The sequence below is a fragment of the Prosthecobacter fusiformis genome (genome assembly GCF_004364345.1).
GTDB classification, from domain to species: domain Bacteria; phylum Verrucomicrobiota; class Verrucomicrobiia; order Verrucomicrobiales; family Verrucomicrobiaceae; genus Prosthecobacter; species Prosthecobacter fusiformis.
The window spans coordinates 210666-232937 of sequence record NZ_SOCA01000006.1 but is presented as its reverse complement, the minus strand read 5'-3'; the positions used below and the strand labels follow the sequence as shown (position 1 = coordinate 232937).

Here is a 22272-nt window from a genome sequence, read left to right as displayed (position 1 = left end):
CCAACCGATGAAATACCTCCTTCTCCTGCCTTTCTTGGCGCTCTCGGCTCATGCCGCTGCCCCTGCGTTTAATGATCCTAACCCGCAACGTTATGACATCACTAAACGCGCCAGTGAGATTGATCCGGAGGCCAAGGAGCATCCGGAGATCGGGTTTGTATTCGCCGATAAAAAGGGAGCCCCGCAGGATATCGAGCATGCCAATGTGGATACACGCGTGGCCCCTCAGGGGAAACTCATGATCTGGCTCATGGGTTACAACGGCACCTTGTTTGAAAAGGTGAACAGCTATGGCATCCATGCCATCCAGGTGCACTACGCGAACAAATGGTTTGGCATGATCCCGGACGAGCGTCGGGATGATGGCAAAAGCCTGGGCAACATGCGCCTCGAAGTGACTACCGGGGTGGATAGCTCCGACCTCTGCGCCATCCCAAAACCGGACAGCATGATGGAACGCTCCTTTCAGTTCGTGAAATACCTCGCCAAAGAAAATCCGCAGGGCAAATGGGAACAGTTCCTCAATGAAAAAGGCGATGGCCTCGACTGGGAAAAGGTCATCATCTCCGGTGCCTCCCATGGGGCCACCAGCTCTGCCCGTTTTGCCAAGCATCAAAAAGTGGGTCGCGTCGTCTGCTTCTGCGGCCCGCGTGACCAGCTCGACGAATGGCAGGGCTACCCCTCCGCTACACCGGAAAACCGTTACTTCGGTTTCAGCCACGTTCTGGATGGCGGCTGGAGCGGCGACCACTACTGCCGCTCCTGGGAAATGATAGGCCTGCATAAATTCGGCCCAATCGTGGAAGTGGATGGCAGCGCCCCGCCCTTTGCAAACTCACGCCGCCTGACCACGGACTTCGACGTCAAAGGAGATGCCAAGCGGGCCCATAGCTCCGTCACCCCTGGCAAAGCCGCCGCTAAAGGCCCCAATGGTGAGTTCCTCCATGAAGCCGTCTGGCACTATCTCTTCAATCATCCCGTGGACCAAGCCGGCACCGCCGTCCCCCAGGATGAAGATTGTCTGAAGGATCAGAAAAAATAATCTGTTCTTTACTCCCCTGATCAGTTCATCTGCCAGGAACTCCAACCCCGTTTCATTTTATGATCACTTCACGCCGTCATCTTATTCTCCTGGCCACCCTCGGCTTCACCGCCTTTGCCCAGGCCGCTGAAAACCCCTTCATGGGCCGCTGGGCTCTGACCCTGGACGGCGGCCGTGCCGGCTGGCTCGGCGTCGATGAAAAAGAAGGTGTCCTCTCCTCTAGCGTCCTCTGGGGCGGCGGCAGCGTGGTCCCCACACAGACCACCAAACTGGAAGGGGATAGCCTCCTCATCACCCGCATCTCCAAGCCCAAAGACAAGCCAGATGCCCCGACCACCACGGAAACCCTCACCATCAAAGTTTCCGGCGATACCCTCACCGGCAGCACCGTGAAGACCAAACCCGATGGCAAGCCTTTCGGCCAAGGCTCCTTCACCGGCAAACGCATCCCCGCCATCCCGGCTACACCGGATCTCGCCAAGGTCAAGTTTGGTGAACCCGTCACCCTGTTCAATGGCAAGGACCTCACCGGCTGGCGCTTGATCAAGCCGGATGACCTCAGCGGCTGGAGCGTCGAAGACGGCACCCTGATCAACCGTGTGGTTAAAGAAAAGGACAAGCACTTCGGCAACCTCCGCACCGACGCCGAATTCGAAGACTTCAACCTCAAGCTCGAAGTCCGCACCCAGAAAAACAGCAATAGCGGCATCTACCTCCGCGGCATTTACGAAGTCCAAGTCGCTGAGTCCTACGGCAAGCCCCTGGACCCGCATAACATGGGCGGCCTCTACAGCCGCATCACCCCATCCGTCGCCGCTGAAAAGCCGATTGGTGAATGGCAGACGATGGACATCACCCTCGTGGACCGCCACCTGACCGTGATCCTCAATGGCAAAAACATCATTGATAACCAGCCCGTCCTCGGCTGCACCGGCGGTGCCCTAACCAGCGACGAATTCAAACCCGGCCCCCTCTTCCTCCAGGGCGACCACACCAACGTGGACTACCGCAACATCGTCCTCCGCCCCGTGGTGAAATAGGCAACACTGATCGAACCGAACGCTTCTGGCCCGCCCCCCTAAAAAGGGAGGCGGGCCATTCTTTGCCGGGGTACAAAACAAGGTTGCTTGCCCGGCATTTTGAGGTTCTTTTTATCCATGAGCGCCACCTATGAATCCGTGATGTCCGCCGCGTTGCAGTTAGGGTTCAGTGAACGCTGCCGTCTGGCTTCCAATCTTTGGGAATCCACACGATCGGCGCAGCACGAAGGGGATGAAGAGTTCGAAACATTGCTCAATCAACGTGAGGCGGAGCTTGACCAGGACGCTTCTGCTCACATGAGCCATGAAGATTTCATGGCCCACTTTGCATCTCGACTTCCCAAGTGAAACTGACGTATCACCATGTTGTGCAAAGGGAGGTAGATGATGCCTGTGCGTGGTATGACGAACGAAAAGACGGCCTCGGTGATGAGTTTTTCGCAATGGTTGCGCAGGTATTGGATGCCATCTCATCAACCCACTCGCATTCCCTCAAGCGAGTGCAGGCAGGCGGAAAGCTCATGTTAAACGCTTTCCATACTCGATCTTCTATCGCGTCCATGCAGATCGTGTGCGCATCCTGTCTGTCCGCCACGACAAAAGGCATCCCAATTACGGCACGGGAAGGAAGTAAGCGGCTTAAGGCATCTGCCATCCAGTGACGCCCTGTGGGATTCCTTCGTGAGATTCACCTCTCGCTTGCCTCCCTGGCAAAGCCGCCTACCTTGAACGCCCCTATGGCCCAGCAGTTCAAGATTCTCATCGCCGGTAACAACGACCCTATTTCGAGCAAAGGTATCGATCTCCTCAAAGCGGAGCCGTCCTTTTCCGTCGAGGTGAACATGGACCTAAAGGCGGAAGACGCCATGGTGGAAGCCTCCCGTGACGCCCATGCGATCATCGTCCGCAGCGGTGCCAAAGTGACTTCCAAAGTCCTCGACGCAGCCCCTCTTCTCAAAGTCGTCGGCCGTGCAGGCGTCGGCGTGGATAACATTGATGTCCCAGTCGCTAGCAAGCGCGGCGTGGTGGTCATGAATACCCCCGGTGGCAATACGATTTCCACGGCAGAGCAGGCCTTCACCCTGATGATGGCTCTTTCCCGCAAGACTCCCCAGGCCCACGCGACCATCGTCAGCGGCAAGTGGGACCGCAAAAACTTCCAGGGTACCGAAGTCTATGGTAAGACCCTCGTCGTCCTCGGCATGGGCCGCATTGGAGCCGAATTCGCCAAGCGCGCCAAGGCCTTTGGCATGCGTGTGGTGGCCTATGACCCTTATCTTTCCAAGAACCGCGCCGAAAGCCTGGGCGTGGAACTGTGTGAAGACCTGGATGCCGCCATCGTGCAGGCAGACTACATCACGATGCACATGCCTCTGACACCAGAGACCAAGCACATGATCAATGCGAAGCGTCTGGCCTCGCTCAAGAAAAGCTGCCGTATCATTAACTGCGCCCGTGGTGGTCTGATTGATGATGCCGCCCTGGCTGAGGCCCTGACCAACGGTACCATCGCCGGTGCTGCTCTGGACGTCTTCGAAGTCGAGCCGCCACCTGCGGACTATCCGTTGCTGAAGGCTCCGAATACCGTCTTCACCCCGCACCTGGGTGCTTCCACTGAAGAAGCCCAGGAAAACGTGGGTATTGAGATTGCCGAAGTGATCAAGGCGCACCTGCTTCAGGGCACCGTGGTCAATGCGGTTAACATGCCCAACGTGGATCCGAAGACACTCGCCGACCTGGGGCCCTTCCTCAAATTTGGTGAACTGCTCGGCCGCCTGCTTTCCCAGTTCGCGCCTGCTCGTTCCAATGTCGTCAGCATCAATTACAGCGGCAAAGTAGGAACAGGAGACACCACGCTCATTTCACGCTCCGTGCTCAAAGGTTTCCTGGAACGCGCTGTCGGTGCCGAGCAGGTAAACTACATCAATGCTAACGGCGTGGCCGAAGGCCTGGGCCTGCGCACCACCGAAAGCCGCGTGCCGGACGCCAGCGAATTCACCGACCTGATCGAAGTCCAGGCCTCCAACGGAACTGAAACTGCCAGCATCGCCGGCACCTTCTTTGCCGGTGAGCCGCGCATCGTCAAGGTCAATGGCCGTCACATTGAAACCCGTCCCGAAGGCACACTGCTGCTGATCGAAAACCAGGACCGCCCCGGCATGATCGCCGCTTACTCGACGATCCTCGGCAAGCACAAGATCAACATCGCGGACATGTCCCTAAGCCGGAACAAAGAAGGCGGTACCGCCCTGACCCTGCTGACCCTGGATTCAACCCCAAGCCAGGCCGTTATCGCCGAGCTGGAATCTATCGAAGGCATCAGCCGCGTGCATTGCGTGGTGGTTTAATACCTTATTCCCTCCCCCACTTAGGCCGACGAGAAATCGTCGGCCTTTTTGTTATGCATGGTATTTGCTGGAACGGCTGCGTCGGTTCACGACTAGCCAGCCAGTGATTCCCAGAAGCAGCAGCGCACTAGGCTCAGGCACGGGTGCAGGGGAGATATTGACGCTGGAATTCGCATCGAGAACGCCTGCATGGGCAAGGCCAGTGCCACTAAGCCGGTAAGTGCCCGGGCCGACGGTCTGGTAAAAGTCCACGGCTTGGGTAATGTATGAGGTTCCGTCATGAGAGGCCAAAACTTCCCACCCGTTCGTTCCGAAGTATTCGAATGTTACCGAAGCGTCTCTGCCCGGACTGAGGGGAGAATAGGCCATAGAATTGGTATACCCTGTGTAGCTCATGCCTAAATCCAGCAGTGCTGCGGAATCCAGTTCAAATAGAATGGAGTAATTGAAGCTGGTGGCAGCCGAGACATCATAGGAGGCTGAATTCCCAATTCCGAATCCAGATAGACCCAGAAAGCTAAACGAAAAACCGGTGGATGAGCCCCCTACGAAGTCAAAATCTACGGCCATGCTACCGCCCCAGGGTGAAACTGAAAATTCAAAGTTAGGCTGAGTCAGAAGATTCAAGGTGCTGCCATAATTGATATTTTCAGCAGGCGATCCCGAAGGAGTGTAGTCGCCTTGAATGCTATAGGTGATATCAGCACTGATCAAATTGAGCGTCTGAGCATGCCCCGTGATGCAAGTGAGTACACAGAAAAAGACGGCTAACAACGCACGTTTGCTCGCCTTCCTTGGCTGAGCGAAGGGCTGATTCTGCTGAGAAGAAAACACCATATCCTATAATCGCCACAACTCGACACCCCTGCAAATTCTAATTAGTAACGTAAATCCTGATTGTTAAGCGAATCGAAACAATAAACCCTCGTTGCCTCTGCTCTAAACTCAGTGTTGTTCCATTGAGTCCTGCGTTTTGACGCTTTATGAATACATTATTCAATTCTCTAGCCTGCCTCCCGGTTTTGGGCTGCATTTTGATAGCTGGGTGTAGCCAAGAGGGGTCTCAGTTGCTGCATGGAAACACGATGGGAACGACCTGGAGCCTGCAAATCGCTGATCCTGTTTCAGGGGCGACGTCCAGTGAAATCGAAGCTCTCATTCGTGATGAACTCCACTCGTTGGAAAAAGAAATCTCACATTGGGACGAGAAGTCTGACCTGAGCCGCTGGAATCGGAATACCAGTACAGAGTGGCAGACGGTGCCCGCCTCGGTAGCGGAAACGGTGGACTTAGCCCGGCGGATTGCGGAAGAAACAGGCGGTGCCCTAGATGTGACGATAGCTCCCTTGGTGGCTCTCTGGGGCTTTAGCCGCACCCAGCATTCAGCTCAAGTGCCTGCGGACAAGGAAATCCGTGAGGCGCTTAGCCAGACTGGATGGGATAAGCTGGCGATCGAGATCCAACCCCCCTCTTTAAAAAAGACGCAGTCAGGGGTGCAGATCAATGTGGCCTCCGTCGCGGAAGGATATGCGATGGATGCACTACTCACCATGCTCAAGGCTCAAGGTCTAAAGAACTTTCTTTTAGAAATCGGTGGAGAGGTGGCGGCGGCAGGGTATTCCCGGGAGGGAGGGCCGTGGCAGGTGGGTATTCAGGCCCCGGATGGTGCGCGTGGGGAGCCTCTGGAAACGATACCGCTGACGAATACCTGCATTGCGACGAGCGGCAGCTATCGGCACCGGTTTGAAAAGGATGGCCGGACGTATAGTCACCTGCTGGACCCGCATACCGGAAGACCTATCGAGCATAAGCTGGTCTCCGTCTCGGTCATTCACCCGAGCTGTGCCCTGGCAGACGGATACGCCACGGCGCTGATGGTGCTGGGGCCGGTTAAAGGACGCCAAGTGGCGGAGAGGCTGGGACTGAGGGTCATCTGGCTGGAGGAACCGTGAAGAATTCCCTTTTCGCATTCGCGGAGAGATGGTGCTAGACGTATAAACATCTCACATGCCATTGATCGACCGACTTGAATCCCGACTGGGCCGTTTTGCCATACCAGGCATCCTTCAGGCCATTGCGATCCTGCAACTTTTCACCCTGGGCATCTTCATGTTTCTGTCGCCTGAGGCGCGTCAGCCCTATGTGGAGTTTCTGGCTTTGAAACCGGATCTGCTGATGCAGGGCCAGGTCTGGAGACTATTCACGTATAACTTTATCCCGAATACCAATCTGTTCTTTGCCCTCATCGGGGCCATGTTCATGATGTGGATCGGTCGAGGGCTGGATGAGGCCTGGGGGGCGTTCAAAGTAAATCTGTATGTCATCGGTGGCATGATCTTCCAGGCCATTGGTGCAGTTATTTTCGGCTATGAAGGGACGACCACCTGGCTGTATCTGGCCTCCTTGTTCGCCTTTGCCACGATTTTTCCGAACGAAGAAATCCTGCTGTTTTTCATCCTGCCAGTGAAGATCAAATGGGTGGCCTTTTTCACTGCGGCGATGCTGGCGATCAGTGTGATCAGTGCCCCCATCCAGATCATTCTGATCTTTTTCGGTCTGCTGAATTATGGGATCGCCTTTGGGCCGGACTTTGTCCGCAGCCGTCTGCACTCAGCAAAGACGGCCAACCGCCGGGCACGCTTTGAGGAAGCCCAGTCGGGAGCCGCATTTTTTCACCAATGCAAAGTTTGTGGGAAAACGGATGTGGATGACCGGACACTGAACTTCCGGGTGACGGATGACGGGGACGAAATTTGCTCGTCATGTCGAAAGTTAGGCTGATGGGCAGGCTGCTCTTGCTAATTCGTTGCAAGATGTCACCTTGGTCTCCCACCTATGCGCTGTCCCAAATGCGGTAGCTCCCAAGACAAGGTCATCGACTCCCGCGAAGCACGCGAGGGCCACTCGATCCGTCGCCGCCGAGAGTGCATGAAGTGCAACTTCCGTTTCACCACCTATGAAATCGTGGAGCGGGAGGAACTGCGAGTGGTGAAACGCAACGGAGCGCGGCAGAGTTTCGACCGTGAAAAGCTGATGTCAGGACTGCGCAAGGCCTGTGAAAAACGCCCGGTGAAGATGGAGCAACTGGAGCAACTGGTCGATGACATCGCCAGCGAACTGGAAGAAGAAGGCTATCGTGAAATCCCCTCCACGGTGATCGGAGCTAAAATGATGCGCCGCTTGGAAGGCATCGACCATGTGGCCTATGTGCGCTATGCGTCGGTTTACCGGCAGTTTGAAGATGTGGGCGAATTCATTGATGAAATCAAATCTCTGGGTACCCGCCGAGGACGGGATACTAGCCAGGAAGAGTTGTTTCATTGATCGGGTGAGGCGGCTAGCGAGGTTGCAGAGGGCTTATTTTGGCCGTTACAAACGTGCACAGTGGCGAGCTTTCCCTTGCAGGCAGGAGTGCCCGCATCACTTTTCCTGATGTCTGAAAAAACCATCTTCCAAAAAATTGTGGACCGGGAGATTCCGGCTCCTTTGGTGTATGAGGATGACCTCGTAGCCGCCTTCAACGACATCACCCCGCAGGCTCCTATCCATGTGCTAATTGTCCCCAAGAAGGTCATTCCCCGTGTAGGAGAAGCAGAAGCTGATGATCAGGCCACTCTGGGTGCGCTGCTGCTGGCTGCGGGAAAAATTGCGGAAAAACTGGGCGTCAAGGACCGCGATAAAGGCTTCCGCCTGGTCATCAATCATGGCAAGGACGGGGGCGAAACAGTGCCGCATTTGCACGTTCATTTGCTCGCTGGCCGAGACCTCGCCTGGCCTCCAGGTTGAGGTTCGAGAGAAAAAATCGCTGATGGCGCAACTTTCGCTCCGATGTGATGTTTGTAGTCCTGACACGATTTATGGAACCGCTCACCCCCAACGATCCGCTTTGGAAAGTGCTTGGCCAAGCCAAGCCGGTGCAGGCGCGCCCTAACTTCACCCAAAACGTGGTCCGCCTGGCACGGCAGACACCGCAGGATCGCGGCTGGCTGGCTCGATTCAAAAGCTGGTGGCAGGAGCAGGATTCCGCACGCGCAGGTCTGACCTGGGCCGCAGCGGCTGCCTTGGTCATCACGGCTGCGACCTTTATCTATCAACCGGAAGGTGCGTCATCTCAGAGCCAAGTGGCGCTGGTGACCCCGATTCCAGTGGTGGAAACAACAGCGGTGCCTGAGACGGATTTTCCTTTGATCCCTGAGTTTGAGACGGAATGGAAGAACCTGGAACAGGTGGGAGATCTGCTGGCGGTGCACGACTCCTCCCTGCTGACGGATTCTGAGATCAATATGCTGCTGTATTGAGAAGGTGACAGTACAGTATCCCTCACTCTCCGAGTGAGGGGGATGGAGCAACGGACGCACTTTTGCACCCTGGGGGCTGCCTCTATTTGGACATTGGCAGGCGGCTTTGGAAGAGGGTGCCGTTGGCTCTGGATCGCATCACTCGGATCGCCGCAGTCGCGGGACAGGGAGTGATGTGTACTGTACTACCGTGCGCGGATGGCGACGGATTCGCCGTGGGCATCGAGGCCTTCGACGGTGGCGAAGGAGCGGACGATGGGCTCGGAAAGGGTGACGCTGGCTTTGTCCAGGCGGATGATGCTGGTGCGGCGTTGGAACATGTCCACCGTCAGGCCGGGGAAGGATTTGCCCGCACCGCCCGTGGGCAGGGTGTGGCTAGGACCGGCCAGGAAATCACCGACGGCGACCGGGGAATCATTGCCCAGGAAGATGGCACCCGCCGTGCGGATGAGGGGCAGGATGTCGCTTTCGCGCTCGGTAATGAGGGTCAAATGCTCCGGAGCGTAGGCATTGACGAGGCGGGCACCTTCTTCCAGTGAAGGAGCCAGGAGAAGGAAAACGCCTTTTTCTAAAACGGGCCTCAATTGTGCCTGACGGCTGAGCTTTGCACACTGGCGGTCCACCTCGGCAGCGACTTTGTCCAGCAGCGCGGCGTCGTCGGTGATGAAACCGGCCTGGCTGTCCTTGCCATGTTCCGCCTGGGCTAGGATGTCGGCGGCGATGAAGGATGCATTTCCGGTGCGGTCAGCGAGGATCAAGACTTCACTGGGGCCAGGGAGAAGGTCAATGGAGACGACACCGAAGGCTTGGCGTTTGGCCTCGACGACGAAGCTGTTACCGGGACCGAAAATCTTGGCGACGGGGCGGATGGTTTCGGTGCCGTAGGCCATGGCGGCGATGGCCTGCGCGCCGCCGATTTTATAAACCTCCGTGGCTCCGGCAAGCTTGAGCGCGGCGAGGAGGCCGGGATTCACCGTGCCGTCTTTGCCGCATGGGGTGCAGACAACAATCTCCGGCACACCTGCGGCGGAAGCGAGGGTGACAGTCATGATAGCCGTTGAGACCAATGGAGCAGAGCCGCCAGGGACGTAACAGCCGACGCGCTCAAAGGGATGATACACCTCCCCGACCTGGGCTCCCTGCTCATTGGTGCCGGACCAGTTTTGACGAAGGCTTTTCTGGGCGAAGGAGAAGACGTTGCGATGGGAGGCGATGAGGGATTGGAGCAGATCCGGACCGGCGAGATTCCAGGAACCGGCCAGTTCATCCTGAGAAATGGCCATGGATTCCGCAGTCAACTGGGCACCGTCAAAACGCTCGGTAAATTCCAGCACGGCGGCGTTTCCCCGGGCACGGACTTCCTTGATGACACCCGAGACGACCTCTTGGACAGCATCGCTGGCTTCAGCGCGGCGGTTCAGGGCGGCAGCGGTTTCCTGCCAGGTGGGGTCGGTGTGGCGAATGATCTTCATGTGACAAGGTTACGTGCCAAGGGGGCTTAAGGCGTCAAGGTCAAGTAAGGCAGGGATTGCCAATCAGGAAACGGATTTCCACAATGACACGCCATGCCATTCTGAGAAACCGGGGAGAAGAGGGGCAAACCGCAGGTGGAAAGTGTCTGGATGCCTGCCTCATTCAAGCGTCTGGTGGCCTGCTGCAAAGCACCTTCCAGCCGCTTTTCCTCTTGCCCATGGTATGCAGACTGCTAGAAGAGCAAAATGCAGATGATAACTCGCCCCATTTTCCTTTTAGGATCGCTCGGAATTCTTCTTTCCGCCTTCACTGGATGCAACAAGAGCGGCGGAGATACCATCCTCATCGGCGAATTTGCCTCCCTGACGGGCAAGGAAGCCACCTTCGGCACTTCCTCCCATGAAGGCACCATCCTGGCCATCAAAGAAATCAATGCGGCCGGCGGCGTGCTGGGCAAGCAACTTGAACTGAAGACCGAAGATGACCAGTCCAAAGCTGGCGAGCCAGCCAACGTGGTGAACAAGCTCATCTCCAAAGACGGCGTCGTGGCCATCCTGGGCGAAGTGGCCTCCAGCCGCTCTCTCGAAGCCGCTCCTATCTGCCAGGAAAATGGCATCCCAATGATCACCCCAGCCTCGACCAACCCGAAGGTGACGGAGACGGGCGATTACATCTTCCGCGTCTGCTTCATCGATCCCTTCCAGGGCACCGTGATGGCCAACTTCGCCGCGAATACGCTGAAAGCGAAAAAGGTGGCTGTCTTCACGGATGTGAAGAGCGATTACAGCAAAGGCTTGGCGAAGTTCTTCAAGGAAGGTTTCCTCAAGGCCGGTGGTGAGATCGTGGCTGAGCTGGATTTCAATGGTGGCGACAAGGACTTCAAGGGCCAGCTTACGGCCATCAAATCCGCCGTGCCGGATGCCGTTTTTGTTCCAGGTTATTATACCGACGTGGCCCTGATCTGCATTCAGGCCAAGCAGCTCGGTCTGAATGTTCCCCTCTTTGGCGGTGACGGCTGGGAAAGTGAAACCCTCGTCAAACTCGGCGGTGATGCGGTGGAAGGTCACTACTTCTCCACCCATTACGCTGCTGATGCAGCCTCCCCCAAGGTGACGGCTTTTGTCGATGCTTACAAAAAGGAATACAATGGCAAGGTGCCAGACTGCATGGCCGCTCTGGGTTATGACTCTGTGTTCTTCCTGGTGGATGCCATCAAGCGCGCTGAATCCACGGAGCCAGCCAAGCTGCGCGATGCGCTGGCTGCGACCAAGGAATTCGAAGCGGTGACTGGCAAAGTGGCCATCAATGAAAACCGTGATGCGGTAAAGTCCGCTGTGATCCTGCAGATCAAAGACGGCAAATTCAAGTATCTGGAAACAGTCAATCCCTGAGTCTTGGGCCGACATGGAGCACAGGCGTCCCGCCTGTGTTTAAACAACCAGGACGGCTGTTCTCCATCCTAACCCTCAACTCCTCCTTCCTCTGGACTGGTTTCTTCAGCAACTCATCAACGGCCTCGCCCTCGGTTCCATCTATGCGCTCATCGCGCTGGGTTATACCATGGTTTACGGGGTGCTCAGGTTCATCAACTTCGCCCATAGCGATGTGCTGATGCTGGGTGCTTTCTCCGCCTACTTCCTGGCACCTGCGGTTGAAAAGATCATACCTCTGCCGTCCATCGCCGGTGCTCTCATCATTGTGCTGCTTTCAGCCGTGATCTGCGCAGGCATCGGTATGCTGATCGAGTTCCTGGCCTATCGCCCACTGCGTTCACGCCCGAAGCTGACGGTGCTCATCACTGCCATTGGGGTGTCCTTGTTCATTGAATTTACCTGCCAGCATCCTGCTGTGCTGGGTGCGGACACCAAGTCCTTCCCCCGGCTTTTGGTGGAAAATGATCTGCACCTGGGTGGTCTCGTGATCGGCAGCAATGACTTGGTCATCGTGGCGACCACCCTTTTGTTGTTGGCCGGGCTCTGGTTCATCGTCCAGCACACCAAGACCGGCACGGCCATGCGGGCGGTTTCCTTCAATCAGCAGGCTGCGGCTCTGATGGGGATCAACATCAACCGCATCATTGCTTTCACTTTCGGTCTGGGATCAGCACTGGCGGCGGTCGCGGGTATCCTTTATGCGATGAAGGCCCCCGGCATTGATCCTCTCATGGGAGTGCAACCGGGGCTGCGGGCTTTCGTGGCTGCGGTTCTCGGCGGCATTGGCAACCTGCCGGGCGCTGCCCTGGGTGGTCTGCTGCTGGGACTGCTGGAAACCTATGCGGGTGGCACGCCCGGCCTCTCCAACTACCGAGACGGCATCGCCTTTGCCATTCTGATCCTCATTCTCCTGTTCAAACCCGCCGGGCTGCTCGGCAAAGCCACGGTTGAAAAAGTATGATCCCCATGAACGGCGCAAAACGCTGGCTCATCGCCGGCATCATTCTGGCAGTGGTGATCTCCCAGTTCACGGGGGCATTCAACCGCTACTACCTGGGCATCACGATTGATATCGGCATCAACATCATCCTGGCGGTGAGCCTCAATCTGATCAACGGCCACACGGGCCAATTCAGTCTAGGGCACGCGGGATTCATGGCCGTGGGCGGCTACTCCGCAGCCAAATTCACCCTCGTCTGTGCTCAGATGGTGCCGGAGTCTTTGCATCCCCTGCTCTTTCTTGTCGCCTTGATCCTGGGTGGCCTGCTGGCTGCCGTGGCGGGGCTGCTGGTGGGGGTGCCTTCCTTGCGCCTGAGGGGGGATTACCTGGCCATCGTCACGCTCGGGTTTGGGGAGATCATCCGTGTCATTGTGCAAAACATGGAGTCCGTAGGCGCTGCCAGCGGCCTGAAAGGCATCCCGAAAGACACCACCCTGGGCTGGACCTTTGCCCTGGCTGCGGTCACGATCTATGTCGTGGCCTCGCTTGTCAATTCGACCTATGGCCGGGGATTCATCGCTGTGAGTGATGATGAAGTGGCGGCTAGCTCCATGGGCATCAACCCGGTGAGATACAAGGTGACCGCTTTTGTCATCGGTGCCTTTTTTGCCGGGATTGCAGGCGGCTTGTATGCTCATCATAAGCAGTTCCTTTCCCCCACCGGATTCGATTTTTTCAAGTCCATCGACATCGTGGTCATGGTCATCCTGGGAGGCATGGGCCGGACAGTGGGAGTCATTATGGCGGCCATTTTGCTGACCATCCTCCCGGAATTTCTGCGTGAGTTTGCGGACTACCGCATGATCATTTATTCCCTGCTCATCATCACCCTGATGATCGCAAGGCCGCAGGGCCTGTTCACCTTTGGCAAAAAGAAAGGAGCCGTCGCATGAGCGAGGTTCTTTTAGACATGGATCATGCCACCATCCGCTTCGGCGGACTGACGGCCGTTTCCGAGCTGAATCTGAAGATCGGCCCGGATGAACTCGTGGGTCTCATCGGCCCCAATGGCGCAGGCAAGACGACCGCCTTTAACCTCATCAGCGGTGTTTATAAACCGACGTCCGGCAACATCACCTTCGATGGTGTGTGCATCTGCGGCATGAAACCGCACCAGCTCACCAAGCTGGGCATCGCCCGCACCTTTCAAAACATTCGTCTGTTCGCCTCACTGAGCGTTTTTGATAACGTCCGCGCTGCGATCCAGCTCCATCGAAGCCATGGCATCATCAACGCGCTGTGGCGTGGCAAGGGATTCCATGACAGCGAGAAGGAGGTGGAAAAGGAGGTCCTGGATTTGCTGGACATCTTTGACCTAGCCCGGCTGCGCGATGAAGAAGCGAAGTCCCTGCCCTATGGTAACCAGCGCCGTTTGGAGATCGTCCGCGCACTGGCCACCCGCCCGAAACTGCTGCTGCTGGATGAACCCGCCGCAGGGATGAACCCGACGGAAAAGGAGGAACTGATGCACCTCATCCAGTTCATCAAGGACAAGTTTAAAATCGCCATCTTGCTGGTGGAGCACGACATGAAGGTGGTCATGGGCATCTGCCAAAAAATCGCTGTGCTGGAATACGGAAAAAAGATCGCCGAAGGGACTCCTGCCGAAATCCAAAAAGACCCGAAGGTGATCGCAGCCTATCTGGGAACTGAAGACGAGGAGGTCACCGAAGATGCTTGAGATCCGCAATCTCGAAGTGGCCTACGGCTCCATCAAGGCGCTCCATGGCATCTCCCTGAAGGTGCCGGAAAAATCCATCGTCACCCTCATCGGTGGGAATGGTGCGGGTAAATCCACCACCCTGCGCACGATTTCAGGCCTGGTCAAAGCCCGGTCTGGCCAGGTGATCTATGATGGCCAGGACATCACCAACATGCCACCGCATGAGATCGTGGGCAGGCATCTGTGCCATGTGCCGGAAGGCCGCATGGTCTTCGCCAACCTGACGGTGCTGGAGAACCTGAAAATGGGGGCCTACCTGCGCAAGGACAAGGTGGGCATCGCCGAAGACATCGAGTATTCCTTCAATGTCTTCCCGCGGTTAAAGGAACGCATCTCCCAGCATGCGGGCACTCTTTCGGGAGGTGAGCAGCAGATGCTGGCCATCGCCCGTGCGCTGATGAGCAAACCCCGCTGCCTGATGCTGGATGAGCCATCCCTGGGCATCGCCCCTATCCTGGTACGCGCCATCTTTAAACAGATCGTCGCCATCAACCAGGAGCGCGGTATCACGATTCTCCTGGTGGAGCAGAATGCCAATTTGGCCCTGGGCATCTCCCACTACGGATATGTTTTGGAGACTGGCAAAGTGCTACTGGAAGACGATGCGAAAACGTTGCGTCAGAATCCGCAGGTGCGTGAAGCTTACCTGGGTGACTGAGATGCGCGGCGGCGGAGCAGACTGACTGTTTCCAGGGTTGCCTCCGGCCCCTGGCGCGCTATGCATCCCGCCCCATGAAGATCCTGGTCACTGGCAAAGGCGGGCGCGAACACGCCCTCATCACCGCATTGAGCGAATCCCCGCAGACTCACGAGCTGTATTCCTATCCCGGCAGTGATGCCATCGCCAGTCTGGCCACGCGCGTGGACGTGGCTGGCCTGCCCGAACTGATCCAGTGGATGAAGGACAATGCCATCGACCTCTGCGTGGCGGGTGAAGAGGCCTGGCTGGTCAAAGATCGTGGCTTGGCCAATCTCTGCGCCGAAGCGGGCATTCCCTGCTGGGGTCCCTACAAGGAATCCGCCCAGCTTGAAGCCTCCAAGATTTTCGCCAAACGCTTCCTGCAACGACATGGTATTCCCACCGCTGATTTCACCATCGCAACGACAGCGGCCGAAGCCAAAGCCGCACTGAACCGCTTCCCGATCGTCCTGAAATTTGATGGTTTGGCTGCGGGCAAAGGCGTGGCCGTCTGCCCGGACCGCGCGGAGGCGGAGGCCTTCATTGATGATGTGCTGGAAAAGCGCATCTTTGGCGCGGGTGATTTGCTGATCGAGCAATGTCTCTCCGGGCCTGAGATCAGCATTTTTGTCTCCGTCTGCGATGATCAATATCAGATCCTCATGCCGGCGCGTGACTACAAGCGCATCGGTGACAATGACCAGGGACCGAATACGGGGGGTATGGGTGCTGTGGCCAGCCGCCAGCTCGCCACGCCGGAGCTGATGCAACAGATCGAAAATGAGATGGTAAAAGTGACCGTCCAGGGCCTGCAAAAGGATGGGCTGAAGTATCGCGGATTTCTTTACTTCGGTATCATGCTGACGCCCACCGGGCCGCAGATGCTGGAGTACAACTGCCGCTTTGGTGACCCGGAAGCCGAGGCGGTGATGCCGATGGTGCGCGGAGACTTTGCCAACTATGTGTTTGAAGCGGCGAAGGGGAGCCTGAATCCAGAGCTCATCCAATTTGCCGAAGGCTGGAGCATCTGCCTCATCTCCGCCTCCGCCGGGTATCCGGCCAGCTCACGCAATGGCGATGTCATCTCCGGGCTGGAGACTGTGCAAGGGGCGCGTGTTTATCACTGCGGCACCCGGCAGAATACGGAGGGCCAGTTTGAAACGAATGGTGGCCGCGTATTGGCCGTCGTGGCTCAGGGCAACACTCGTGAAGAAGCCCGTGACAAGGCGTATGCTGAATCCAAGAAGGTGACCTTTGATGGGCTGCAGCGCCGCAATGACATTGCGACGATGCATTTCGAATAAGACGAATCTTATCCCGCGGTCTTCGGTCTAGTACCGAAGACCGTGTGCGATGGATACGCGGGCTGGATCAAGCAGCGATCTGCTCAGGCAGCACGCTGCCTAAAGGATCCTTCATCAGCTCGCGCTGCCAGTCCATGAGGGCCTCAAGGCCAGCGCCTTCGGCGACGACTTCTTCCAGGGTGCTACGAGAACCGAGGAGGCTGCTTTCGATGTCCAGGCTTTCGGCGATCTTGTCACGTAAGCCGCACAGGCGGTCGATCTGGTCACGCTGGGCATCGCTGAGACGGGCTTTGGCCTTTTTCACACGTTGTGGCCAGGAGGCCTGACCGGCACGGAAGACATCGGCGATGAGGTCGTGAAATTCTTTTTTCCAGCGTGGGCGCCAGCCGCCGGGAGGGTTCATCACCCCGCCGGCCTCGAAGGTCTCGGCATAGATGACCATCTGCTTATTGGACATGATGCGGTAGCAGGGGATGTCCCGCTCCATGGCGATGCTTTCGCGCCATTCCCACATGGATTTTAAGATGGCCAGGCCTTTGGAATGCAAACGGCCGCTGCCTTGTACACGCCAGGGGTCTTCCTTCGGGGCCATGCTGCGAGCAGCCACATCCACTTGGAGGCCAGAGCAGCTTTGCTCGAACCAGGCTTCCCTGCCCTTTTCACGGAGCAGCTTCATCAAATAATCCGCCAGGGGAATGAGGTAACGAACATCATCCACGGCATAAGAAAGCATGTGCTCTGGCAGCGGGCGGCGGCTCCAATCGGCCTTTTGGGAGGCTTTAGAAAGCTGCAGGCCAAACATGGTATGGATGAGTGCGGCGAGGCCGAACTGGCGGAATCCCACCAGCCGGGCGGCGATCTGAGTATCCCGAACGACCCGGGGTGCCCAGCCATAAGTACGGCGGAGCATGGTCAGGTCATAATCAGAGCCATGGAACCAGAGTTCATGGCGGTCCAGCAAGGCCAGCAGGCCGGACACATCTTCGATGGCCAGGGGGTCCACCAGGGCCAGACGACCTGCGCAGGCTACCTGGAGGAGACAAAGCTTCTCGTGATAATGATGCAGAGAATCCGCCTCCGTATCCAGGCAGCAACGGTTTTCACCGGTTGCCTGCATGTGGGCCTCCGTTTCCTGGAGCCACTGTTGGAGATGCTCGGGGGTGTCGATGAAGACATAGTCACCGGGCACCGTGACGGGGGGGATCAGGGGTGGCTGGACATCGCTCATTTCAGTCCCGTGAGCAAAATTTCAGCGTTGTTGCTGGTGCGGCCGATGTTGCGGATCAGCAGTTCCAAGGCTTCTACCGCAGGCACCTGGGCCAGTTGCTTGCGGATAGCCGAGACGCGCTTGAACTCATCGGGGTGGTAAAGAAGGTCATCACGGCGGGTGCCGGATTTCAGCACGTGCAGTGCTGGGAAAATACGCCGCTCAGAGATTTCGCGGTCCAGGGTGGCCTCCATGTTGCCGGTGCCTTTGAACTCTTCGAAAATCAGGTCGTCCATGCGGTTCTCGGTCTCGATGAGAGCCGTGGCAATGATGGTGAGGCTGCCGCCTTCTTCGACGTTGCGGGCCGCGCCAAAAAATTTCTTCGGTTTGACCATCGCTTTCGAGTCCATACCGCCGGACATCGTGCGGCCTTTGCCACCGCCCAGGCTGTTATAGCCGCGGGCGAGACGGGTCAGAGAATCAAGAAGGATGACGACATCCTTGCCAGATTCCACCAGACGGCAGGCGCGTTCACGGACGAGTTCCGCAAGCTGGCTATGGCGCTTTGGACTTTCATCAAAAGTGGAGCTGTAGATCTCGCAGCCACTCACGGATTCCTCGAAATCGGTCACTTCTTCAGGACGCTCATCCAGCAGGAGGATGATCAGGGAAATTTCCTTGTGATTGTGGACGATGGATTTGGCGATGTCTTTGAGAAGCACCGTTTTACCCGAACGAGGAGAGGCATTGATCAAACCACGCTGGCCTTTACCGAGCGGGGCAATGAGATCCATGATACGAACCGAGGCCGCGCAGGGCTTCGGCATTTCCAGGATGATCCGCTGATTGGGGAACATCGCTGTCAATTTATCGAAATGGACTGGCGGCTGCCAGGTGTCAATCGAGACACCATCCACTTCGGTAATGCGATCAATGGCCAGATACTTGTCCCGATCTTTGGGTGCTCTGGCAAAACCGGTGATGCGGTTGCCGGGACGCAGATTGAATTTGCGGACAAGGAACAGGGGAATGAAGACATCCTCAGGCAGAGGAGCGAAACTGTATTTAGGATACCGGATCAGGCCGAAGTTATCCGTGCCGATTTCCAGAACGCCATCCACCTTCACGCGTGTGCGGTGGTCGGCCATCCAGGCCAGCAGATCATAAATAAGCTGGTGCTTGGAGCGGCTGGCATTCATGCGGAAGTTCACCGTCTCCGCCAGTGTCTGGATGTCTGCCAAGGCTGCGTCCTGGAGATCATTCAGCGAAATTTCTACGGGGAAAGGAGGCTCAGCCGTTGGCTGGGAAGGCTTTTCCGTATTCGCCTGGCTCTCCGAAGAAGCGACGGGAGGCTGAGCATCGTGGGGAGAAGCAGGTTCGGTCGAAGCCTGAGGCACAGGGGAAACGGGTGCTTCAGTGACCGCCGCAGGCTGCACTTCAGATGCGGGAGTTAGGACCTCGGAGGAGATCTCGGGGGAGTCGGTTGGATTCATGCTTGCCAATACTGTCTTGCCAGTGTCAGCACCTGAGCCTCAAGAGCATTGCGGTCACCATCATTCCAGATGACCACATCTGCTCTTTCAACTTTGGCTGCGATGGGCCACTGAGCCCTCAACATCTGTTCGATTATTGATTCGTCGAGACCTCGACGTTCCATCAACCGCCTTTTCTGAACTTCAGGGCTAGCAGCCACGACGATGATCAGATCCGCTGAAACTGTACCCCCAATCTCATAGTGCAGGGGCACCTCCGCAAGGAAAACATTTGCCCCCGCGTTGAAGCGCGACTCCCGCATCAATTCCAGCGCCCGCAAGACGCCCGGATGCAAGATTTGCTCAAGCATCCGCCTTTTTTCTGGATTTGAAAAAACCTCAGCCCGCAGCCAGCCTCGGTCAGCCAGCCGCCGCCCATCCTGTTGAGTCAAGGCAGAGGGGCCAAAAGACCGAAGCAGTTCCTCCTGGATGGCAGGGTCATCCAGAAGCTCCTGGGCGGAACGGTCGGCCGAAAAAACCAAGTCCTTATTTTTCAAAAGATGGTGGGCCAGCAGCTCCGTCACTGAGCTTTTTCCGCACCCTGCCCCGCCTGTGATGATCCAGGAATTCATAGCTCTCTCAATAAAAGAACGCAGGCAGGCGGCCAATGACCACCTGCCTGCGGCAGAATTAAATGTTAATTAACGCAGATCAGTTGCCAATCGCTGGGAGCAGCGGATTTGGGCCACCTACATCCGAAGGGCTGGCAGAAGTGCTCTGCATGTTAGGGTTGATCGGCTGGCCGGCTGGGTCGATCAGCTTGGCCGTTACGAAGATCATCAGGTTACGCTTGAAGTGGTCTTCAACCGTGGACTTGAACAGACGTCCAACGAAAGGCAGGTCACCCAGAACAGGGATCTTGTCTTCCACATCCTGCACGTCTTCGCGGATCAAACCACCGAGAACCACCGTCTGCCCGTCCCAGATCGTCACCGCTGTCTGCACCTTACGAATGGAGAACACAGGCTGGTTGATGACGTTAGGTGTCAGCTCCACACGTGTGGATGGCACAGCTTCAACGTTGACCAAGTTGCCCAGCAAATCGATGAACTGGTAGGCAGGGCTGGCAGGAGAGACACTGTAAATGGGGCTACCATAGTTGATGAAACCATCAAACTCGGTCACTTCTGGAGCCAGATTGAGGTCGATGGTGTAACCATCAGCACCAACGGTAGGATCCACTTCCATCTGCACACCCACAGGACGCATTTCGAAAGCTGTAGGCGTTGTAGGCGTCACTGGAATGGAGCCACCACCACCACCACCGCTGCCAGTGGTCGCACCGACGTTGGTCGGGATCTGCGGTGGGTCAAACTCCGTTGGATAGATGAATTCGCGAACAACAGAGACCGTGGCACGCTGGCCACCTTTGGTCGTGACGCTCGGAGCACTCATGAGGTCTACCCCTTTGCGCTGGGACATGGCCCGGATCACCAGAGCGAACTGAGGGTCCGTCAAGACACCGGCGATGCTGAGGACGCCAGGAGCTTCCGAAGTTTCGGCAAGACCGTTGATCTGAGCATCAATCGCGTTTCCACGGATAGCACTGTTACCCGAGCGGAGGCTGCGGCTCACAGGAGAAATAGAACCGCCAGCGACCAGGGAAGCGATGTTGCTCGGGTAGCTGATGGTTGTGGTATCCACGCCGGAGTTACCGTCGGAACCGCCACCGCCCTGAACTGCATTGCCACGGCCAATCGCGCCGAGCAGCCAGTCGAATCCAAGCTCATCTGTGTTCTTCTGGGAGACTTCCACAAACTTGGAAGTGATGTAGATCTGCTTTGGACCGGAGCTACGGTTAGCATCCACAAAAGCTTCCACCAGATCCAGGTTAGGCTGGGTATTCTTGACGATCAACTGGGAGGAGACCGGGTTGAACACTGCCGAAGCACCATCTGGGAAGGCGATGCCCTGGGATTTCAAGATGTCGAGGGCTGTCTGACGTGTGATCAGACCGGAAGCCGCCGCTCCGCCAGCATTGGTCGCGAAGGGGTCAGCAGTGGCAGCAGGGGCTGCGGCGGCTCCGCCACCACCCAGGCTCAGGAAGTCCGGGGCCACTTTGTAGATGCGGGTGTATTGCTCAGCCGTCGTTTCAGAAACTGGAACGATGAGGACGGCGAATGGCTCCACCTTGTATTTCATGCCGGCGAGTTCTGTGACATAACGCAGAGCTTCGACCATCGGCACGTCCTTGAGGTCAAGGCTGATGGAGGCTGTAATCGGGGCGTCACCGGCCTTGAGGATGATGTTCACACCCTTTTTGGAAGGATCGGTTTCAGCGACGTCCAGATCCCGGCTTTTCACACGAAGGAATTCGACAGCTTCCTCAATGCTGGCACCAGCGAACTGGACCTGAGGGAAGACGATTTCCTGCATCTTGCGGGTCAGGTAAACGGTCGGCTCAGTGCCACCCGTTGCCACAGGATCAATCACCAGACCACGAACAGGTGGCTTATGCTCCCAGGCTTCGTTGACCATGTTCAGCATGCGGGAACGCTGATGATCACGGGCCGTGTCAAAGTATTCAGCGCGCTTTTCTTCTGTGCGCTCCATGCCGCGACGTGCAGCCGAGTTATAAGGGTCAATACGAAGGATGTCTTCAAACTGAAGGTTAGCCTTATCGTAGTCACCAATCTCCATGGCACTGTGGGCCATGTGCAGCATCTTTTCAACCTTGCCCACGTTTTCAACGTGCTGAGGAGTCAGTGCTGGCGGCCAGCGATCCGGGTCATCCAAATGTCTGGCAAAAACGGCAGCACCCTTGTGGCCAGGGACAGCGAGCTGGGCTTCAGCAATCAGCTTCCTGGCTGTGACGTAATCCCCGATCTTGGCCTTCTCGCGAGCCACCACAATCGCACAATCCGCAAACTTCAAATTGGCCAGGTCGCGCCAATCCTGGATGAACGGAGCATTTGGCAACTGGTCCAGAATTTCTTTCGCAGCTCTGTATTGGGCCAGAGCAGCTTCATACTCACCTTTGGCAAAAAGCTCATCGCCTCTCTCCATGGCCTGACGCGCGTCTTCCACCCGAGCCGCACGGCGGGCGATCTCCCGCTCTGCAATGCTGGAGACACTGACGCCGCCCTCGCCAGCAAAGGCGGGCGTGGCTATCATGGGCGCTGCGAGCGCGACCATGAGGGCAATTTGTTTTTTCTTCATTCGGGGGAGGTGCATCATAGAAGGGTGCGATTTG

22 protein-coding genes are annotated in these 22272 nt (G+C 57.0%); 16 read left to right on the top strand and 6 right to left on the bottom strand.

Translation table 11 applies throughout. The features are described from left to right. Positions 1 to 7 precede the first annotated feature (7 nt). The 5 genes from EI77_RS16140 (at position 8) to serA (ending at position 4430) form a co-directional block, all read left to right on the top strand. Positions 8 to 1042, top strand: a complete 1035-nt coding sequence (locus EI77_RS16140) for a BPSS1187 family protein (protein WP_133796325.1) — start codon at positions 8 to 10, stop codon at positions 1040 to 1042. A 59-nt stretch (positions 1043 to 1101) separates the two neighbouring features. Then, the gene (locus EI77_RS16135; RefSeq protein ID WP_133796324.1) at positions 1102 to 2082 is read left to right on the top strand and encodes a 3-keto-disaccharide hydrolase; all 981 of its coding nucleotides are present in this window, start codon (positions 1102 to 1104) and stop codon (positions 2080 to 2082) included. Positions 2083 to 2199: 117 nt separating this feature from the next. Further along, positions 2200 to 2430: a hypothetical protein gene (locus EI77_RS16130; RefSeq protein ID WP_133796323.1), complete on the top strand. Its 231-nt coding sequence runs from the start codon at positions 2200 to 2202 to the stop codon at positions 2428 to 2430. A gap of 109 nt (positions 2431 to 2539) precedes the next feature. Continuing rightward, positions 2540 to 2716 carry a type II toxin-antitoxin system RelE/ParE family toxin gene (locus EI77_RS24225; RefSeq protein ID WP_133796356.1) on the top strand — a complete coding sequence of 59 codons (177 nt, stop codon included), beginning with the start codon at positions 2540 to 2542 and terminating at the stop codon, positions 2714 to 2716. A 103-nt stretch (positions 2717 to 2819) separates the two neighbouring features. Next, positions 2820 to 4430, top strand: a complete 1611-nt coding sequence (gene serA / locus EI77_RS16120) for a phosphoglycerate dehydrogenase (RefSeq protein WP_133796322.1) — start codon at positions 2820 to 2822, stop codon at positions 4428 to 4430. Positions 4431 to 4481: 51 nt separating this feature from the next. Here the strand turns inward: serA and EI77_RS16115 are convergent, their stop codons facing one another. Beyond that, a complete protein-coding gene (locus tag EI77_RS16115; protein WP_133796321.1) occupies positions 4482 to 5267 on the bottom strand; it encodes a PEP-CTERM sorting domain-containing protein in 786 nt (261 codons plus the stop codon). A gap of 248 nt (positions 5268 to 5515) precedes the next feature. Between EI77_RS16115 and EI77_RS16110 the strand changes: the two genes are divergently transcribed. The 5 genes from EI77_RS16110 to EI77_RS16090 all read left to right on the top strand — a co-directional run bounded on the left by EI77_RS16110 (position 5516) and on the right by EI77_RS16090 (position 8728). Further along, positions 5516 to 6382, top strand: a complete 867-nt coding sequence (locus EI77_RS16110) for an FAD:protein FMN transferase (RefSeq protein ID WP_166647297.1) — start codon at positions 5516 to 5518, stop codon at positions 6380 to 6382. Positions 6383 to 6437: 55 nt separating this feature from the next. Continuing rightward, positions 6438 to 7211, top strand: a complete 774-nt coding sequence (locus EI77_RS16105; protein ID WP_133796319.1) for a rhomboid family protein — start codon at positions 6438 to 6440, stop codon at positions 7209 to 7211. 54 nt (positions 7212 to 7265) lie between these two features. After that, the gene (nrdR, locus tag EI77_RS16100; protein WP_133796318.1) at positions 7266 to 7754 is read left to right on the top strand and encodes a transcriptional regulator NrdR; all 489 of its coding nucleotides are present in this window, start codon (positions 7266 to 7268) and stop codon (positions 7752 to 7754) included. Between the two features lie 108 nt (positions 7755 to 7862). Further along, positions 7863 to 8216, top strand: coding sequence for an HIT domain-containing protein (locus EI77_RS16095; RefSeq protein WP_133796317.1), 354 nt, complete (start codon positions 7863 to 7865; stop codon positions 8214 to 8216). A gap of 71 nt (positions 8217 to 8287) precedes the next feature. Then, positions 8288 to 8728 carry a hypothetical protein gene (locus tag EI77_RS16090; RefSeq protein ID WP_133796316.1) on the top strand — a complete coding sequence of 147 codons (441 nt, stop codon included), beginning with the start codon at positions 8288 to 8290 and terminating at the stop codon, positions 8726 to 8728. 185 nt (positions 8729 to 8913) lie between these two features. Here the strand turns inward: EI77_RS16090 and hisD are convergent, their stop codons facing one another. After that, positions 8914 to 10200, bottom strand: coding sequence for a histidinol dehydrogenase (hisD, locus tag EI77_RS16085; RefSeq protein WP_133796315.1), 1287 nt, complete (start codon positions 10198 to 10200; stop codon positions 8914 to 8916). Between the two features lie 252 nt (positions 10201 to 10452). Here hisD and EI77_RS16080 point away from each other — a divergent pair, with 252 nt between their 5' ends. From EI77_RS16080 to purD, 6 genes are all read left to right on the top strand, one after another. After that, positions 10453 to 11592: an ABC transporter substrate-binding protein gene (locus EI77_RS16080; protein ID WP_133796314.1), complete on the top strand. Its 1140-nt coding sequence runs from the start codon at positions 10453 to 10455 to the stop codon at positions 11590 to 11592. A 91-nt stretch (positions 11593 to 11683) separates the two neighbouring features. Then, positions 11684 to 12595 (top strand): ABC transporter permease subunit, encoded by a 912-nt coding sequence (locus EI77_RS16075; protein WP_133796313.1) that lies wholly within the window; start codon positions 11684 to 11686, stop codon positions 12593 to 12595. A gap of 5 nt (positions 12596 to 12600) precedes the next feature. Continuing rightward, positions 12601 to 13527, top strand: coding sequence for a branched-chain amino acid ABC transporter permease (locus tag EI77_RS16070; protein WP_208300380.1), 927 nt, complete (start codon positions 12601 to 12603; stop codon positions 13525 to 13527). Continuing rightward, positions 13524 to 14315, top strand: coding sequence for an ABC transporter ATP-binding protein (locus tag EI77_RS16065; protein WP_133796311.1), 792 nt, complete (start codon positions 13524 to 13526; stop codon positions 14313 to 14315). The genes EI77_RS16070 and EI77_RS16065 overlap by 4 nt, the downstream gene beginning before the upstream one ends. Next, complete coding sequence (locus tag EI77_RS16060) at positions 14308 to 15015, top strand: ABC transporter ATP-binding protein (RefSeq protein ID WP_133796310.1); 708 nt, start codon at positions 14308 to 14310, stop codon at positions 15013 to 15015. Before EI77_RS16065 ends, EI77_RS16060 begins: the two co-directional genes overlap by 8 nt. Before the next feature lie 74 nt (positions 15016 to 15089). Next, positions 15090 to 16340, top strand: coding sequence for a phosphoribosylamine--glycine ligase (purD, locus tag EI77_RS16055; protein WP_133796309.1), 1251 nt, complete (start codon positions 15090 to 15092; stop codon positions 16338 to 16340). 67 nt (positions 16341 to 16407) lie between these two features. Here purD and EI77_RS16050 read toward each other — a convergent pair whose 3' ends face one another. From EI77_RS16050 to EI77_RS16035, 4 genes are all read right to left on the bottom strand, one after another. After that, positions 16408 to 17568 carry a ribonuclease D gene (locus EI77_RS16050; RefSeq protein WP_133796308.1) on the bottom strand — a complete coding sequence of 387 codons (1161 nt, stop codon included), beginning with the start codon at positions 17566 to 17568 and terminating at the stop codon, positions 16408 to 16410. Further along, on the bottom strand, positions 17565 to 19040 hold the full coding sequence (gene rho, locus EI77_RS16045) for a transcription termination factor Rho (protein ID WP_133796307.1): 1476 nt from the start codon (positions 19038 to 19040) through the stop codon (positions 17565 to 17567). The genes EI77_RS16050 and rho overlap by 4 nt, the downstream gene beginning before the upstream one ends. Further along, a complete protein-coding gene (gene coaE, locus EI77_RS16040; RefSeq protein ID WP_133796306.1) occupies positions 19037 to 19651 on the bottom strand; it encodes a dephospho-CoA kinase in 615 nt (204 codons plus the stop codon). The genes rho and coaE overlap by 4 nt, the downstream gene beginning before the upstream one ends. Before the next feature lie 79 nt (positions 19652 to 19730). Then, positions 19731 to 22238 carry an Amuc_1098 family type IV pilus outer membrane protein gene (locus tag EI77_RS16035; protein ID WP_243838887.1) on the bottom strand — a complete coding sequence of 836 codons (2508 nt, stop codon included), beginning with the start codon at positions 22236 to 22238 and terminating at the stop codon, positions 19731 to 19733. Positions 22239 to 22272 lie beyond the last annotated feature (34 nt).

Coding starts and splice junctions, on each gene's coding strand:
- EI77_RS16140 (WP_133796325.1), top strand. CDS start 8: ATGAAATACCTCCTTCTCCTGCCTTTCTTGGCGCTCTCGGCTCATGCC.
- EI77_RS16135 (WP_133796324.1), top strand. CDS start 1,102: ATGATCACTTCACGCCGTCATCTTATTCTCCTGGCCACCCTCGGCTTC.
- EI77_RS16130 (WP_133796323.1), top strand. CDS start 2,200: ATGAGCGCCACCTATGAATCCGTGATGTCCGCCGCGTTGCAGTTAGGG.
- serA (WP_133796322.1), top strand. CDS start 2,820: ATGGCCCAGCAGTTCAAGATTCTCATCGCCGGTAACAACGACCCTATT.
- EI77_RS16115 (WP_133796321.1), bottom strand. CDS start 5,267: ATGGTGTTTTCTTCTCAGCAGAATCAGCCCTTCGCTCAGCCAAGGAAG.
- EI77_RS16110 (WP_166647297.1), top strand. CDS start 5,516: ATGGGAACGACCTGGAGCCTGCAAATCGCTGATCCTGTTTCAGGGGCG.
- EI77_RS16105 (WP_133796319.1), top strand. CDS start 6,438: ATGCCATTGATCGACCGACTTGAATCCCGACTGGGCCGTTTTGCCATA.
- nrdR (WP_133796318.1), top strand. CDS start 7,266: ATGCGCTGTCCCAAATGCGGTAGCTCCCAAGACAAGGTCATCGACTCC.
- EI77_RS16095 (WP_133796317.1), top strand. CDS start 7,863: ATGTCTGAAAAAACCATCTTCCAAAAAATTGTGGACCGGGAGATTCCG.
- EI77_RS16090 (WP_133796316.1), top strand. CDS start 8,288: ATGGAACCGCTCACCCCCAACGATCCGCTTTGGAAAGTGCTTGGCCAA.
- hisD (WP_133796315.1), bottom strand. CDS start 10,200: ATGAAGATCATTCGCCACACCGACCCCACCTGGCAGGAAACCGCTGCC.
- EI77_RS16080 (WP_133796314.1), top strand. CDS start 10,453: ATGATAACTCGCCCCATTTTCCTTTTAGGATCGCTCGGAATTCTTCTT.
- EI77_RS16070 (WP_208300380.1), top strand. CDS start 12,601: ATGAACGGCGCAAAACGCTGGCTCATCGCCGGCATCATTCTGGCAGTG.
- EI77_RS16065 (WP_133796311.1), top strand. CDS start 13,524: ATGAGCGAGGTTCTTTTAGACATGGATCATGCCACCATCCGCTTCGGC.
- EI77_RS16060 (WP_133796310.1), top strand. CDS start 14,308: ATGCTTGAGATCCGCAATCTCGAAGTGGCCTACGGCTCCATCAAGGCG.
- purD (WP_133796309.1), top strand. CDS start 15,090: ATGAAGATCCTGGTCACTGGCAAAGGCGGGCGCGAACACGCCCTCATC.
- EI77_RS16050 (WP_133796308.1), bottom strand. CDS start 17,568: ATGAGCGATGTCCAGCCACCCCTGATCCCCCCCGTCACGGTGCCCGGT.
- rho (WP_133796307.1), bottom strand. CDS start 19,040: ATGAATCCAACCGACTCCCCCGAGATCTCCTCCGAGGTCCTAACTCCC.
- coaE (WP_133796306.1), bottom strand. CDS start 19,651: ATGAATTCCTGGATCATCACAGGCGGGGCAGGGTGCGGAAAAAGCTCA.
- EI77_RS16035 (WP_243838887.1), bottom strand. CDS start 22,238: ATGAAGAAAAAACAAATTGCCCTCATGGTCGCGCTCGCAGCGCCCATG.